Genomic DNA, 15,386 nt, shown 5'->3' with positions numbered 1-15,386 from the left:
TATTTGAATACAATACTAAATCAAGATTAAGATAGAGACAAAAATAAGGGTTTAATAGATTATAGATGGTTTTTACCGGTATTAAATTTTATGGAGATGATTTATTAATAGAGAAATAGGGAAGGTGGCACAAAAGGAACGAAGAGCCAATGTACCATGTCAATTTGAGATCAGCGTAAATAATCGTGATTAGACTTATTGTGGATGAGGGTTAGAATAAGAACAATTAAACAAACTAAAGTTCTTGTACATCACAAATATTGAAGCCGTATAGTGCTGTTCATTAAGGGTATAATCCACGCATCTTCTTGGCTTCTGCCACACGTCCTATGCCCAGCATTAATGCGGCGGTTCTCATATCCACACCCTGCTTGTTAGAAAGTGCCAGCACCCGGTTGAATGTACCAACCATGACATCCTTTAATTTCTTCTGAATGTCTTCTTCACTCCAGAAATAATACTGAATGTCCTGCACCCATTCAAAATACGAAACCGTCACACCACCTGCATTGGCAAGGATATCGGGCACTAAAAACACTTTTTTTGCCTGTAATACCTTATCGGCCTCGGGTGTTGTCGGACCATTGGCGCCTTCAACGACAATTTTGGCCCTGACCTTATCCGCATTTTTTTCGGTAATCTGTCCCTCTATGGCAGCAGGGACAATGACATCGCAATCCAGTTCAAAAAGCTCTTCATTTGTAATGGAATCTGCTTCCCTGAGACCAGTAACATGTCTATGCTCTTTAATATGATGTAAAAGATAGGGAACAAGAATACCCTTCGGATTGTATGCGCCACCGCTAACATCACTTACGGCTACAATGTTGCAGCCCTGATCGTACAGGAGGCGTGCAGCCACGGAACCAACATTTCCCATACCCTGAATGGCCACACGCAAACCGCGGAGTTCTTTATATAAAACCCGTGCCGCCTCCATAACCATATAGGCAACCCCGCGTCCTGTTCCTTCCGCCCTTCCCAGCGAACCGCCTAACAATAAGGGTTTACCGGTAACGACACCGGGAATCGTGTTGCCTTGCTGCATGCTATACGTATCCATCATCCAGGCCATGGTCTGTGCGTTGGTATAAAGATCAGGGGCGGGAATATCCTTGTCCGGTCCTATAATCTGAACGATTTCCGTAGTATAACGCCGGGTCATACGTTCCAGCTCGTTTTCTGACATTTCTTCCGGATTACATTGAACGCCGCCTTTGGCACCCCCATAGGGCATGTGCATGAGGGCGCACTTCCACGTCATCAACATGGCAAGGGCTGAAACTTCTTCAAGGTCGACGTTAGGATGGTACCGAATCCCACCTTTGGAGGGGCCCAGCGTAATATCATGTTGTACCCGATAGCCTTTGAATACCTTTGTTTTACCATTATCCATTTTAACGGGCACGGAAACGATAAGGGAGCGTTTTGGATTCCTCATACGCCCCCTTATGCCATCTTCTATATTCAGCATATCTGCTACGGTATCAAATTGCTTGAGTGCTGTTTCATAAAGGATATTGTTTGCATTCATCTCACACCGTTACCTCACATTAAATCAAAGTATTTACTCCAGAACTGAGTCGCCAGGAAAATCGAAAGACATTATAGTAAGTTAAAACGGAGAATGCAAGTCTACGAGATATTTTTCCCGCGTAGAAATTTTAAAATTCCTCATAAAGCTTATCCTAATATATAGAATAATGTGTTATCGATTTTAGCTATATTACTGTATAATATGAAAGTAAATTTAGCAAATGACGTATAATTATGATAATTGGGAAGCCTAATATAGAGTTGGTAATAAGTACGGGAGGGGACCATGACGGAAAGAAAGATATACATTACCGAATTTGACAAAACACGACTTGAGGAACTCATCGTGGTGGTTGAAGAGTTCGGCGGCCATGACAGGAGGGATATAGAGGCTTTGGGAAAAGAACTGTCACGCGCAGAAATTGTGTTACCCAAAGACGTGCCGCCGGACGTGGTAACGATGAACTCGAAGGTCGTTCTTCGCGACATCGACACTTCCGAGGAAATGACCTGTGTTCTGGTTTTTCCCAAAGACGCCAATATCAATGCGGGCGCTATCTCGATTCTGGCGCCTATCGGCACAGCTATTCTAGGTTATGCCAAAGGAGATGTTATTGAGTGGCCAGTTCCGTATGGAGTACGCCGAATCAGCATCGAGGAGATTCTATACCAGCCCGAAGCATCTGGCGATTTTCATCGATAGCAGGCGGTGTGGTCAGAGGTGTTGTCATTAGAGGTATGAGTGAAGAAAACAAAATCCCCCTGATATACCACGGAAGAATCAAAAAGACAAAAATACCTAACAAGAAAAATCCGGCCGACCGTAAAAAGTATGGCTGCCGATTTTCGCCCATTATTTGCGATTTGATGTTGCATAATTGATTGTATAACAAGGAGTTATATCTTTGGTTATACCTGATGTATTCCCATCAGTGCTGTTAAAAGAGTGACCTCAAAGCAAGGCAAGAAAACTCCCGGTATAGACGGCACCTGTAGAAAGGCAATAAAGCCAAAGAGTGGATGCTGGATACTATTCCGGAAAATCTAAAAAGATTCTGGAATAGAAGATAAAACCCGCTCTGGAAAAGTTCCTGACTGAAAGAGATCTCAAACTCTCTGTGGAGAAGACCTGTATCACTTATATCAAACAGGGATTTACGTCCATGGGGCAAACTTTTCGCAAACAGGGTAATAGATTACATATTACCCCATCCAAAGAGGGTGTTCAATCTCTCTTCAGAAAAGGTGGATATATTATACGTAAACAGATGAGTGCTCCTATGAAGCCTTGTTTGAAAAGCTCAACTCTGTTCTTCGAGATTGGGCTAATTATCACAGGCATGTTGTATCATCGGAAGCATTCATCCGTGTTGGCACCTGTATCTTTGAACAACTATGCAGAATCCTTGTAATACTATAATACTATAATACTATAATACTATAATACTAATTGTTCGATAAGTTTTAATCCCCAAATAGTATTTGACTTATCCAATAATTTTGATTAAATTGATAAACATTTATTCCATACTTTTAATAAATATACGTATTTTATTAAGGTGGGAAGATTAACAATATTTTGGATAGTTTCGCAGTTAGAACAGAAGGACTTACTAAGGTCTACAAAGATTTCTGGAGACGCAAAAGTACCTCAGCCTTAACAAATCTTAATCTGACTATTGAGCGGGGAGAGATATTTGGATTACTTGGTCCGAATGGCTCAGGTAAGACTACCACCGTAAAATTATTGCTCGGCCTCCTCTTTCCCACCAGCGGTAAATCCTGGTTGTTGGGATATCCTTCAAGCGATTTACAGACGAAAAGCAAGATAGGTTTTTTACCAGAGGAATCGTATTTATATAAATTCCTCAATGCGGAAGAAATTCTGGATTTTTACGCAAAGCTCTTTGATATTTCCAAAAAAGAAAGAAAAAGACGGATTGATGTTTTGCTCCACGATGTGGGATTGGGACACTATCGCAAACGTCCGTTAAACCAATATTCAAAAGGGATGTTACGGAGAATTGGGCTGGCACAGGCCATTATCAATGACCCTGAGCTGGTGATACTGGATGAGCCCACAAGCGGGCTGGATCCCATTGGCAGCCGCGAGATGAAGGACCTTATTCTGGAATTTAAAAGGCAGGGAAAGACCGTTGTCCTCTGCTCGCACTTGTTGTCTGATGTGCAAGATATTTGCGACCGGATAGCCATCTTCAACAAGGGTGTTGTGCAGGTAATGGGTAGCGTGAAAGAATTGTTGTCTCAAAAAGACGTCGTAGAATTTATGGTGAAGAATCTTTCAGGCAATGACATCCAAGCAGTCGCAGCTTTTATTAAAAGCAGAAATGGTGATGTGTTATCTATCAACCACCCTTCCTCCACCTTGGAAGAGCTGTTTGTAAATATCATTCAACATCGCTCATAAACGGTCTTTTCTTTATTTATGATGATACTAACCATTGCCAGTCATACCTTTCGAGAGGCAATCCGGAAAAAAACACTACACATACTGACCGGGCTTTGTGTCCTCATTATGGCCGTTTTACTTGTAGTCCCAACGACAGATGAGCCTGATGCCAGGATAAAAATGATGTTGGTAGTGTTTTTTCAGGTAGTGATGCTGTTGAGTATCCTGGGAGTGATTTTCCTCTCTGCCACATCGTTACCGCACGAAATAGAAGACAGGACAATTTATGGCATTTTATCAAAACCCATATCGAGACTGAAAATTATTGTGGGTAAAATCGCTGGTTTCGCCTCATTATCCGCCTTCTTATTAATAATTTTGAGCCTGTTGAACATGGTAACCATTCAACGGATTGCATCAAAATTACCGGAAGAATATAAAGGTATATTAAAGGCGAGAAAAGAGTTTAAGGCATCGCAGTTCTCCATCAAAGGCAAACCTCACCATACCCGTGAGGGAATTCTATGGGTTGGGGGGGGGAGAACCGGAATTGCATCCTGGAGTTTTTCTGATTTATGCAAAAAGCCCGAGAATAAATCTACCTTTGAAATAGAGTTAAAACTGAAGATTGAGTGTGGCAGGGGGTTTATTGACGCGGTACCGCTAGTTGTAGGGACAGAAAATACTATTTCTGGCCGATGTAAAACTCAGGTTTTATCGGCAAAGGTAGATAAACCGTTAACCGTAAAGCTGGATCCTGAAATTTTGCAGGAGAATGGCGCCGTAAATGTCACCGTCTTCCCCGTACACATGACCGATTATATCGGTGCAAGACACGATGATGTTACGGTATTCTCCACACAAAAAGGTTTTGTATCTAATTATGTAAAGGCCGTTGCGATAACCTTTTTAAAATTTTTGCTAATCGTAATTATTGCAGTGATGGGTTCTACCTATCTCTCTGCGCCTGTGAGTATCGTTTCTGCCCTGGTTGTTTTCCTGTGCGGGCATATCCTAGGATTCATCAAAGATTTCTCTTTGCTGATGCAACACCAGGATGTACATAACCATGGCCTGCCGTCGGTGTTAAAAAAACCAAATATCCTTTTCTTATATATGGATTACCTTATGAAAAAACCTTTGGAATGGATTTCTTTTATTTTACCGGATTTTAAAAGATTCGACAGTTTGAAATTTCTCCTGAAAGGCGTAAACATCCCTTTAGAAACCGTTGGATATTCTTTAGGATATACTGCCATTTATGCAAGCATCTGCCTCTTTATATCCGCCATAATATTTAAAAAGAGAGAGTTTTTTTAAACATCTGATGTCCGGGAAGAGGTATATTTTTCTATTAGTATTGCTTTGTGCTATTTTTTTTGTCAACGTATGCATTATCTCTTTCCGTAATACATCAAGAACCAAGGCAATTCACTATGACCCAACGGAAAGTATTCCATTACTTTTATTGGGAAGCTTTCGGGGAATTGCAGTAGATTTTCTCTGGGCAAGGGCTATTGCCCGACACGAAGAAAAAAAATATTATGAATTAGTAACGATCAACAATCTCATAGCTAAATTGCAACCTAACTTCCCTGCGGTTTGGATTTTTCAGGCATGGAATATGGCCTATAATATTGCTCATGAATGGGATGCGCCACAAAACAAATGGAAATGGATACACAACGGATTAAGCTTTGCAAAGAAGGGGGCTATAAAAAATCCCACTAGTGGAGACCTTTTTTTTGAACTGGGGTATATGTATCTGCATCTATTTGATCAACGTATTTTTAAATATGCGCCTTATTACAGGGAGCATTTGAAGAAAGAAGATGGGGAAGACAATTATGAGGCATCGATTTACTGGTTACGGAGGTCCCTCGCAAATGACCCTAAATTGCATAATACTTTAGCTATAGAAAGAACCATTTGTCACGCGTTATGGCATGCAGCACTCTGTGCTGAAAAAGAAGGAAATTTTGACAGGGCGCTTCAATATACAGAATCGGCCATGCATGAATGGGAGGCGTATCGTACAAACCATCCGGAGGATACCTCGACCAAGGTGACTGAATTTATCAGTATGATGGAAAAGAAAAGGGAATTTTTACAAAGTTTATCATTGAAAAGCACATGGTAGTAAAATCAGATGAATATGTTTGATACGAAAATTTGTAACTCAAACCTTTAGATTTGAACATCTTAATGTGTCTATAAGGCTAAAGCCTTGAGTTACTGTATTTTTATGGTTTCAGGGTACCGTTTTGGCGGTATGATGGCTGATACTTAAATAAAGTTAGAAAATAGAAAGGAGATTGATTTAAGTCGATGAACAGTCTTTTGCGTAAGTGTAGACCTATTTTTAAAAATAACCGAGTTAGCATTGTAACGATACTCTTGATGCTAGCGGTCCTGATCTTGGGGATATCAAAATCGGGATTATTTTCCCACAGCGCTCACGCGCAGAATGCAGTAAAGAGCGCTGAGGAAAAGCCCGTGTTTGAACTTGGAGAATCCACTCAAAAAGAAAGACCTCTGTTCGAATTGGAAGCTCCGGCACGCAAGGTAAGTGAGGAAACATCGCATACAATACCCAACCTGTGGTGGATTGCGCCGATTGGCGCGCTGTTTGCCCTTTTATATGCACGGAAATTCTACAAAGAAGTCATGAGGGCGCCTGAGGGTAACGAGAAAATGATCTCGATAGCAGGTCATGTTAGGGAAGGCGCCTATGCCTATCTGAAACAACAATACAAGGTCGTAGGTATGTTCTTTATCGGCGCCTTTCTTGTCCTCCTTTTGATCTCCTTTGGATTGCATGCACAGTCCAAGGTAGTTCCTTTTGCATTCCTCTCCAGTGGTTTCTTATCCGGTCTTGCTGGTTTCCTGGGAATGAAGACAGCAACCAGCGCCAGTTCAAGGACGGCAGAAGGTGCAAGGAAATCCTTGAACCAAGGGTTGCAAGTCGCATTCAGAAGCGGCGCCGTCATGGGACTGATTGTGGTTGGTATGGGGCTGCTGGACATTTCCATATGGTTCTTTGTGTTCCGTAAATTCACAAATATCTCGTTGCTCGATATGGCCATGATGCTGCCGTGTTTTGGCATTGGTGCCAGTTCCCAGGCCTTATTTGCAAGGGTGGGCGGTGGAATATTCACAAAGGCTGCCGACGTGGGAGCCGATTTAGTGGGTAAAGTAGAGGCAGGCATACCTGAAGACGATCCAAGGAACCCTGCTACCATTGCTGATAACGTCGGTGATAACGTCGGTGACGTAGCGGGTATGGGTGCAGACTTGTATGAATCGTATTATAACTCCATGCTTGCCTGCGCGGCTCTTGGTGTAACTGCCGGTCTTGGTATTGCCGGAATGGTGGTCCCTATGATTTTGGCAGGGATAGGTATCTTACTTTCCATTATCGGTATCTATGCCGTTAAAACAAAGGAAGAGGCATCGCAGAAAGAGCTCCTGAAGGCATTGGGAAAGGGAATCAACCTTAGTTCAATCCTGATCTTGATTACCTCAGCCGTTGTTATCAAGTTCATGCTGCCTCAAAATTTTGGCATCTGGGGTTCAATCGTGACAGGATTGATAGCGGGTGTTATTATCGGTAAGGGTACAGAATACTATACATCTTCCAATTATTCACCGACAAAGGGTATTGCCGGACAGGCAAAGACGGGTCCCGCAACGGTGATTATTGATGGTATTGCCACGGGCATGATGTCTACGATTATACCCGTCATTACTATTTCTGCAGCAATCTTGTTAAGTTACGCATTTGCAGGTGGTTTTTCAAATATTTCACTCGGTCTTTACGGAATTGCCATTGCGGCAGTCGGTATGCTTTCCACATTGGGGTTAACACTGGCAACGGATGCCTACGGACCCATTGCGGATAATGCCGGCGGTAACGCGGAAATGAGTGGTCTTGAGCCCTACGTCAGGGAAAGAACAGATGCACTCGATGCTTTGGGGAATACAACTGCAGCGACAGGAAAGGGTTTTGCCATTGGTTCCGCTGCATTAACCGCCATGGCGCTGATAGCTTCTTTCGTTGAGCAAATAAAAGTAGGGTTAGAGAGGTCAGGGGTACACGCTATCCAGATTGCCGGTACTTCTATCAATCTGGCCAATGCAAAATTATCTGATCTCATGGACTACCTGGATATTACTTTAATTAACCCAAAGGTGCTTATCGGTTTGTTTATTGGTGGTATGTCATCGTTTATTTTCAGCGCTATGACAATGAAGGCGGTAGGCCGCGCTGCTGGAAGTATGGTGGAAGAAGTCAGAAGACAATTCAGAGAAATCGCAGGGATTATGGAAGGAACGGGAAAACCAGATTATGCCGCCTGTGTGGCAATCAGCACCAAGGGAGCGCAGCGTGAGATGTTCGTCCCTTCTCTCCTGGCCTTGCTGGTACCTATTGTTTCCGGTTTGGTATTGGGCGTGCCCGGTGTGGTAGGACTTTTGGCGGGAAGCTTGACGGTAGGTTTCTTGCTGGCAGTTTTTATGGCAAACGCAGGCGGAGCCTGGGATAATGCGAAAAAGTACATTGAAAGTGGCGTATTAGGTGGAAAGGGTTCGCCTGCACATAAGGCGGCTGTCGTTGGTGATACGGTGGGAGACCCATTCAAAGATACATCCGGCCCTTCTTTGAATATCCTGTTGAAACTTATGTCAATTGTATCGGTCGTCTTTGCTGGAATTATCATTAAATTTTCACCCAAGATAGGTGCCCTTTTGCACCTTCACTAACAAGAGGAAAAGACAAACCACAGAGGAAGCAATCAAAATGTAGGGGCGAACGGCCGTTCGCCCCTACCCGCTGGACTGTGGTTATGGTTTGAAAATACCCTTAAAAATGGGAGGAGTTATGTCCGACAATACAATTACAGAAAAGGATGACAGGGTATGCCCTAACACAAATTGTCAATATGATAATCATGTAAAAGGCGCAAATTTCTGCATCCTGTGTGGTACGCTTTTATACCATAGGTGTGAAAATTGTCTCGATGTGAACCCACGATACGCGAGATTTTGTTACTATTGCGGAAGCAGTCTGTCGGAAGTCAAGCCATCTGTGCAATATGAGGCAGATTTTGGCGAAAATTTCGGTACACAACAACGGCGGTAGACTTTCAGGAGGGAAGAGAAACGTTAAATCCGAAAGAGATTGCAATCCTGTGCGCGAGAATTGCCGACGACAAGAAAGCTGAAGATATTTTGATATTTGATGTGCATGGGTTAACTTTTGTTACGGATTTCTTTGTTATTTGCAGCGGCTTCAATAAGCGGCAATTACAGAGCGTTGCTAATGAAATAGAGCTAAAGTTACATAGCTATGGTATCCATTGGGTAGGTATCGAAGGATACTCGGAGGCCCGATGGATACTCATGGACTATGGTGATGTGGTCGTGCATCTTTTTGACAGAGATATGCGCCATTTTTACGATTTGGAACTCTTGTGGGGCGATGCGCGAAAGTTACCGTGGAAAGACAATACCTAAAATGATGAATATTTAGAATACGTGTTCTTTTGAGTACGTACAGGACTTGTCAGACCAGAAATGCCCAATTTTTGCGCCCTTTTAATATTTTTAATCCTTCGGCTTTCCTCGCGGCGTCTTCTTTCCGAAGGTTTTTCGAAATAGGCTATACGCTTCGATTGATTAATGATACCTTCTTTATCACACATTTTTTTAAATCGCCTCAATGCTTCTCGTATATTTTCATCTGATGTTATTTGTATTTTCGCCATAAATAGATCACGAATCCTTTCTGTAAAATGTCCTATGGTATTGTTATCCGTCAAAAATTTCAAAAAATCATTATAATTTATATTACGTTCTACGTCAAGGAAAAACTCTCATTTAATACGCCTATGCCTATAAAAGAAGCCATATCCAAGTTAGTAAATAAACAAAATCTCAGTACTGAAGAAAGTCTGACTGCAATGACACAAATAATGGAAGGGAATGCCACTGATGCACAGATTGCCTCTTTTATCACCGCCTTGCGCATGAAGGGTGAAACTGTTGAAGAAATTACCGGATGCACCATTGCCATGCGAAAAAAGGTTGTCAAGATAAAGGTTGGTGACAATACTGTAGTCGATACCTGCGGAACAGGGGGAGACGCTAAAAACACATTCAATATCTCAACAGCAGCCGCCTTTGTCGTTGCAGGCGCCGGCCTGAAAGTAGCCAAGCACGGCAACAAAGCATCCTCCGGCCAATGCGGAAGTGCAGATGTACTGAAACGGTTAGGCGTTAATATTGAAGCAGATGTCAAGGTTGTAGAAAAATGCATTGAGGTGGCCAATATTGGATTCCTCTACGCTCCTCTATTACATCAGGCAATGAAATATGCTACCGGTCCCCGAAAAGAAATTGGAATTCGTACCATATTCAACATCATTGGCCCTTTAGCTAATCCTGCCGGAGCCACCCACCGGATCCTTGGTGTATATAGCGAACACATGACCCTCATTATGACAGAGGCATTGAAAATGCTTGGGGATCAACATGCATTTGTTGTGCATGGATTGGACGGTTTGGATGAAATCACAACAACAGACAAAACGAAAGTTTGTGAGCTCACCGGGAATACCATAAAAAGTTATTATTTAAATCCGGAAGACTTTGGCATAAAAAAGTCTAAGCTATCGGATCTGACAGTAAATACGCCCGACGAAAGCGCCATGGCGATCAGAGAAGTACTGGATGGTATTCGCAGTCCAAAAAGGGATGTGGTGCTTTTGAACGCAGCGGCTGCAATCATTGCAGGAGGATTGGCAGAAGATTTCAAGGAAGGGCTGGTAATCGCCGCACAATCTATCGACACTGGTAATGCAAAAAGCGCACTAAAGAAGTTAATGGAAATCAGTTGGCAATCCCCATAAAAAATATTGCATATCATAAGAGATTTTATGTAAAATAGGATCGCAAGCAATCATCCGGCCTTTCAATTCCCTTACCTCTTTTTTCTGCTTCGGGCATATCTAAGGATACAGTGTCTATAAGAGGAGATTCTATAGACATCCAATCCAAAACGTACCTTTGCAGGCCGATAGTAACTGGCAGGATTCATCTCTATTCCATCGACGTGAGACTGACGGAAAGGAAAAAAAGGTGGCAATGTGAAAGAGTTATTTGAAATGGCCAGGAATATCGGAAAAAGGTAGATTCTCACACATGGAATTCAAAACAGCATTAACCCGACGGTTGAAAACCCTGATCATAGGTGACGCCCGTAGCCCTCACGATCGTACAATTTTTCATAAGCTATCACTGATAGCGTTTTTTGCATGGGTTGGATTAGGAGCAGATGGCCTCTCCTCTTCCTGCTATGGTCCCGAGGAAGCCTTTCGGGCATTACAGGGACATTCTTATCTGAGTGTCTTTGTGGCTTTGGGTTCGGTGCTGACAATTTTTGTGATCAGCGCCAGTTACTCGCAGATCGTCGAGCTCTTCCCATCAGGTGGCGGTGGGTATCTCGTTGCCAGCAAGTTGCTATCCCCTACTTTAGGAATGTTTTCTGGCTGTGCACTCATTGTAGACTATGTACTTACAATCGCAGTTTCTATTGCGAGTGGCACTGACGCCGTTTTCAGCTTTCTTCCTGTAGAATGGCATGCATACAAACAGCAGTTTGCTATTGCCGGTATTATGATCCTTACCATATTGAACCTGCGAGGGGTGAAAGAAGCGGTTGCCCCTTTGGTGCCGATATTCTTGATATTTGTCATCACTCATGCGTTTGTAATCGTCTATGTGCCGGTCACGCATTTGACAAATGTTCAAGAAGTAGTAAAAACAACGATGTCTGACGTTCACACGGTAAGTTCCAAGATTGGGCTCGCAGGAATGTTTTTACTGATTTTACGTGCATATAGCATGGGTGCCGGAACATTTACGGGAATAGAGGCTGTCAGCAACGGACTTCCCATACTTCGGGAGCCACGGGTGAGGACTGCTAAACGCACCATGCGCTATATGGCAATTTCATTATCCGTCATGGTGTTGGGATTAATGTTTTCATATCTTCTTTACAAGGTTGAACCGCAATCTGGAAAAACCCTGAATGCAGTTCTCTTTGAACATGTCACAGGAAATTGGGGAGATAGGTCGAAGACCTGGTTTGTGATTGTGACGCTCGTTTCCGAAGCAATGCTACTTTTAGTTGCAGCACAGGCGGGTTTTTTGGATGGTCCAAGGGTAATAGCAAATATGGCTCTCGACCGCTGGTTTCCAACGCGGTTCGCCGTACTCAGTGATCGTTTAGTGACGAAGAACGGGGTCTTATTCATGGGGATTGCGGCATTAATATTGATGCTTGTCACACGGGGCTCCATTCAAATTCTTATCGTGAGGGCAAAGGACAAGAGCAGCGCATTGAAAGAGATGATGGAGATCCTTCTCAAGGCTAGGAGGATCAGCGACCCCGGCACGGTTCTGAAGACCCTTTGGGAACACGAAACAATTGATACAACGGGCATTGGCCAGGGAGTTGCCTTTCCTCATGCAAGTATCGAAGGACTGAAAGAACCGGTTGCCTTGCTTGCCATCTCACAACGGGGTGTCGATTTCAAGGCAAAAGACGGACACCCTGTCCATCTATTCTTTCTCTTTTTAACTCCGGTAAAAGAAACAACACTCCACCTCCAAATCCTTTCGCGGGCGGCAGCAATCTTTACAGACAAATCCCTTTATTATTCTCTTCGAAAGGCAAAGACGCCTCAGGCTGCCTTAAGCCTCCTCCTGCACCATGAAAAAGGCGGAAAGGAGGTCTTCTTTCCGCACTCAATAGGTGAAATATACAAGGAACTCGAAACAAGCCCTTCGGGACTATCTGAAGATGAGGCAAAAAGGAGGCTCGAGAGATACGGCCGAAACGCCCTCAAAGAGCTAAAGGGCAAGCCCCTCTTCCTGAGATTTATGGAAAATTTGTACAATCTCCTTGCCATTCTCCTGTGGGTCGGTGGAGCCCTTGCCTTTGTAGCCGATATGCCTGAATTGGGATGGGCCATATTTGCCGTAATCCTCATTAATGCCGTTTTCAGTTTCTGGCAGGAATATAAGGCAGAGCGGGCCCTTGAGGCTCTAAAGAAATTACTGCCCCGGAAGGCAACAGTTTTAAGGGATGGCAAGGAAAGGGAGATATCTGCTGAGGAGCTTGTCCCGGGCGACATCATTTTCCTGGAAGAGGGCGACAGCATATCGGCAGGATAGCTTCTCTTACCCAGGAACTCAAGGGAGAGAAAAGTCCACTCCAGCAGGAACTAGAAAAAGTCACAAAGATAGTTACCATTCTTTCCGTAACGATGGGTGTTGGCTTCTTTTTCCTTGGCACTTATATAGGAAAGCTCAATGTGGCGGCTGCATTTGTATTCGCTATCGGTATTATTGTTGCCAATGTCCCGGAGGGGCTGTTACCTACGGTGTCCTTATCATTAGCCATGGCGGTTCAAAGGATGGCCAGAAGAAATGCCCTTATAAAAAGGCTTTCGTCGGTAGAGACCCTCGGTTGCACTACGGTGATCTGTACGGACAAGACGGGCACCCTTACTACAAACGAGATTAGCGTAACGAAGATATTTGTTAACGGAAAGATCATACATGTTAGCGGTACAAGGTACGAACCTGCAGGTAGTTTCTATTTCAAAGGGATAAGCCTTTCCAGGCGGGAAATGATGGAAAACGGCATGGACACACCCTTTTTGACGCGTGTGTGCTTTGCAATAATGCGGGCTTGCTTCCTCCCGGGACAGAGAGGGAAAGATGGGGTATCCTTGGCGATCCTACTGAAGCGGCCTTGCTCGTTATGGCAGCCAAAGGTGGAGTGGATATTGAGGAGAGGCGGAACGCCTTGCCGAGGCTTGGTCAGCTTCCATTTGAGGCGGTAAGGAAGAGAATGGCGTCCATAAATCTTTCTGATGGAAAGCCCCGGGCTTATGTGAAGGGGGCGCCCAGGGAAATACTGGATCTCTGCACCCATATTCTTACAAATGGGAAAGTGGAATCTTTAACGGATCCTCTGCGGGAGATGATCTTATCGAAGAATGATTCGATGGCAAAAGACGGTTTGAGGGTTTTAGGCATTACCTACCGACCCCTGGATTTTTCAGAAGGATTTACTATAGAGAATACGGAAAAGGACCTTATATTTTTAGGTTTGGTAGGAATGATGGACCCGCCAAGGCCGGAGGTGCCGAAGGCTATAGAGTTGTGTCACAGGGCGGGAATAAGGGTGGTTATGATTACCGGGGACTATGGCTTGACAGCCCTTTCGATAGCCAAAAAGATACGGCTTACAAAAACCGTAAATCCAAAGATTGTTACCGGTAATGAACTCTCTGAGATGGATGATGAAGTCCTCAGGAAGTTATTGAGAGAGGAAGAGGTTGTATTTGCGCGGGTATCTCCTGAACACAAAATGCGAGTAGTTACGGCCTTTAAAGATATGGATGAGATCGTGGCAGTTACAGGTGACGGCGTGAACGATGCCCCGGCCCTTAAAAAGGCTGACATCGGGGTTGCTATGGGGATACGGGGCTCAGACGTGGCTAAAGAGGCCGCAGCCATGATCCTGACCGATGACAATTTTGCTTCCATCATGGCAGCTATAGAAGAAGGCAGGGCGGTCTATGCAAATATAAAGAAGTTTGTGACCTATATATTTGCCAGCAATATCCCGGAAATAGTTCCGTTCATAGCCTTTGCCTTATTCAAGATACCACTGCCACTAACGGTGATGCAGATACTCGCTGTTGACCTCGGAACTGATATGGTCCCGGCCCTTGGGCTCGGAGCCGAACCCCCGGAACCCGGGGTAATGGATAAACCTCCAAGGCCGATGAATCAAAGGCTTTTAGATATACCTTTGCTCCTCAGGGCGTACTGTTTTCTGGGTCCCATGGAGGCGGCCGCTTGCATGGCAGGATTTTTCTTTATTTACTTCCAATATGGTTGGGTGCCAGGGATGGCAATGCCGGATTCAGGGGTTATTTATCTTACCGCTACAACCATGTCCCTTGCAGGGATCGTGGCGACCCAGATCGGAAACGTCTTTGCATGCAGGACCGAAAGGGAATCGGTCTTTACGGTTGGTTTCTTTAAGAACAAGCTGGTTTTATTGGGAATAGTTTCAGAATTAGCAATTATTACAACCCTTATTTACACCCCATTTTTACAAAAAATATTCGGTCTTGCGCCCATAGGATTAAAGCAATGGGGATTCCTGTTCGCCTTTACTCCGGTTCTCTTCCTCGTAGAGGAAGGCAGAAAATGGATTGTGAGAAATTGGCATAGCTAAGATCCCCGTGGTCTTGTGCGGATGATTATATTATGATTCCGCTTTTTTAAAGAGAAAGATAATTGAGAAGTCATTACAATAACAATCTCTGTAAAAAGCAGGGATTACCGACAGGCTCCA

General features: G+C 43.9%; 12 protein-coding genes and 2 pseudogenes. 12 read left to right on the top strand and 2 right to left on the bottom strand.

The annotated features are described in order from the left end of the window. Positions 1-283 precede the first annotated feature (283 nt). Positions 284-1,534, bottom strand: coding sequence for a Glu/Leu/Phe/Val family dehydrogenase (locus BROSI_RS05275; protein ID WP_052562720.1), 1,251 nt, complete (start codon positions 1,532-1,534; stop codon positions 284-286). 288 nt (positions 1,535-1,822) lie between these two features. On the opposite strand from BROSI_RS05275, the gene rnk reads away from it, so the two are divergent. The 8 genes and pseudogenes from rnk to rsfS all read left to right on the top strand — a co-directional run bounded on the left by rnk (position 1,823) and on the right by rsfS (position 9,460). Next, positions 1,823-2,239: a nucleoside diphosphate kinase regulator gene (gene rnk, locus BROSI_RS05270; protein ID WP_052562719.1), complete on the top strand. Its 417-nt coding sequence runs from the start codon at positions 1,823-1,825 to the stop codon at positions 2,237-2,239. A gap of 582 nt (positions 2,240-2,821) precedes the next feature. After that, positions 2,822-2,956 (top strand): annotated as a pseudogene (locus BROSI_RS21255) (group II intron maturase-specific domain-containing protein); the annotation flags it as partial. A gap of 159 nt (positions 2,957-3,115) precedes the next feature. Next, complete coding sequence (locus BROSI_RS05260; protein ID WP_052562717.1) at positions 3,116-3,964, top strand: ABC transporter ATP-binding protein; 849 nt, start codon at positions 3,116-3,118, stop codon at positions 3,962-3,964. A gap of 18 nt (positions 3,965-3,982) precedes the next feature. After that, positions 3,983-5,266, top strand: coding sequence for an ABC transporter permease (locus BROSI_RS05255; protein ID WP_052562716.1), 1,284 nt, complete (start codon positions 3,983-3,985; stop codon positions 5,264-5,266). A gap of 7 nt (positions 5,267-5,273) precedes the next feature. Continuing rightward, positions 5,274-6,086 (top strand): hypothetical protein, encoded by an 813-nt coding sequence (locus BROSI_RS05250; RefSeq protein WP_052562715.1) that lies wholly within the window; start codon positions 5,274-5,276, stop codon positions 6,084-6,086. Between the two features lie 188 nt (positions 6,087-6,274). Continuing rightward, positions 6,275-8,707 (top strand): sodium-translocating pyrophosphatase, encoded by a 2,433-nt coding sequence (locus BROSI_RS05245; protein ID WP_200891688.1) that lies wholly within the window; start codon positions 6,275-6,277, stop codon positions 8,705-8,707. A gap of 118 nt (positions 8,708-8,825) precedes the next feature. After that, positions 8,826-9,086 (top strand): zinc ribbon domain-containing protein, encoded by a 261-nt coding sequence (locus tag BROSI_RS05240; protein WP_052562714.1) that lies wholly within the window; start codon positions 8,826-8,828, stop codon positions 9,084-9,086. Between the two features lie 38 nt (positions 9,087-9,124). Then, positions 9,125-9,460 (top strand): ribosome silencing factor, encoded by a 336-nt coding sequence (gene rsfS / locus BROSI_RS05235; protein ID WP_082059048.1) that lies wholly within the window; start codon positions 9,125-9,127, stop codon positions 9,458-9,460. Here rsfS and rpsU read toward each other — a convergent pair. After that, positions 9,457-9,711, bottom strand: a complete 255-nt coding sequence (gene rpsU, locus BROSI_RS05230; protein WP_082059047.1) for a 30S ribosomal protein S21 — start codon at positions 9,709-9,711, stop codon at positions 9,457-9,459. The two genes, rsfS and rpsU, sit on opposite strands and share 4 nt — an antisense overlap. Positions 9,712-9,834: 123 nt before the next feature. Here rpsU and trpD point away from each other — a divergent pair, with 123 nt between their 5' ends. The 4 genes and pseudogenes from trpD to BROSI_RS20370 all read left to right on the top strand — a co-directional run bounded on the left by trpD (position 9,835) and on the right by BROSI_RS20370 (position 15,266). Further along, entirely contained in the window at positions 9,835-10,854 is a 1,020-nt protein-coding gene (trpD, locus tag BROSI_RS05225) for an anthranilate phosphoribosyltransferase (protein ID WP_052565653.1), read from the top strand. 292 nt (positions 10,855-11,146) lie between these two features. Continuing rightward, a complete protein-coding gene (locus BROSI_RS20380; RefSeq protein WP_102046784.1) occupies positions 11,147-13,183 on the top strand; it encodes an amino acid permease in 2,037 nt (678 codons plus the stop codon). After that, positions 13,171-13,506 (top strand): annotated as a pseudogene (locus BROSI_RS21545) (cation-transporting P-type ATPase); the annotation flags it as partial. The gene BROSI_RS20380 and the pseudogene BROSI_RS21545, both read left to right, overlap by 13 nt. Before the next feature lie 176 nt (positions 13,507-13,682). Further along, positions 13,683-15,266, top strand: coding sequence for a cation-translocating P-type ATPase (locus tag BROSI_RS20370; RefSeq protein ID WP_478210111.1), 1,584 nt, complete (start codon positions 13,683-13,685; stop codon positions 15,264-15,266). Positions 15,267-15,386 lie beyond the last annotated feature (120 nt).

It is taken from the genome of Candidatus Brocadia sinica JPN1, assembly GCF_000949635.1.
Taxonomy (GTDB): Bacteria; Planctomycetota; Brocadiia; order Brocadiales; family Brocadiaceae; genus Brocadia; species Brocadia sinica.
Note: the sequence above shows the minus strand (reverse complement) of the source record. Positions and strands in the feature narration are given on the sequence as shown.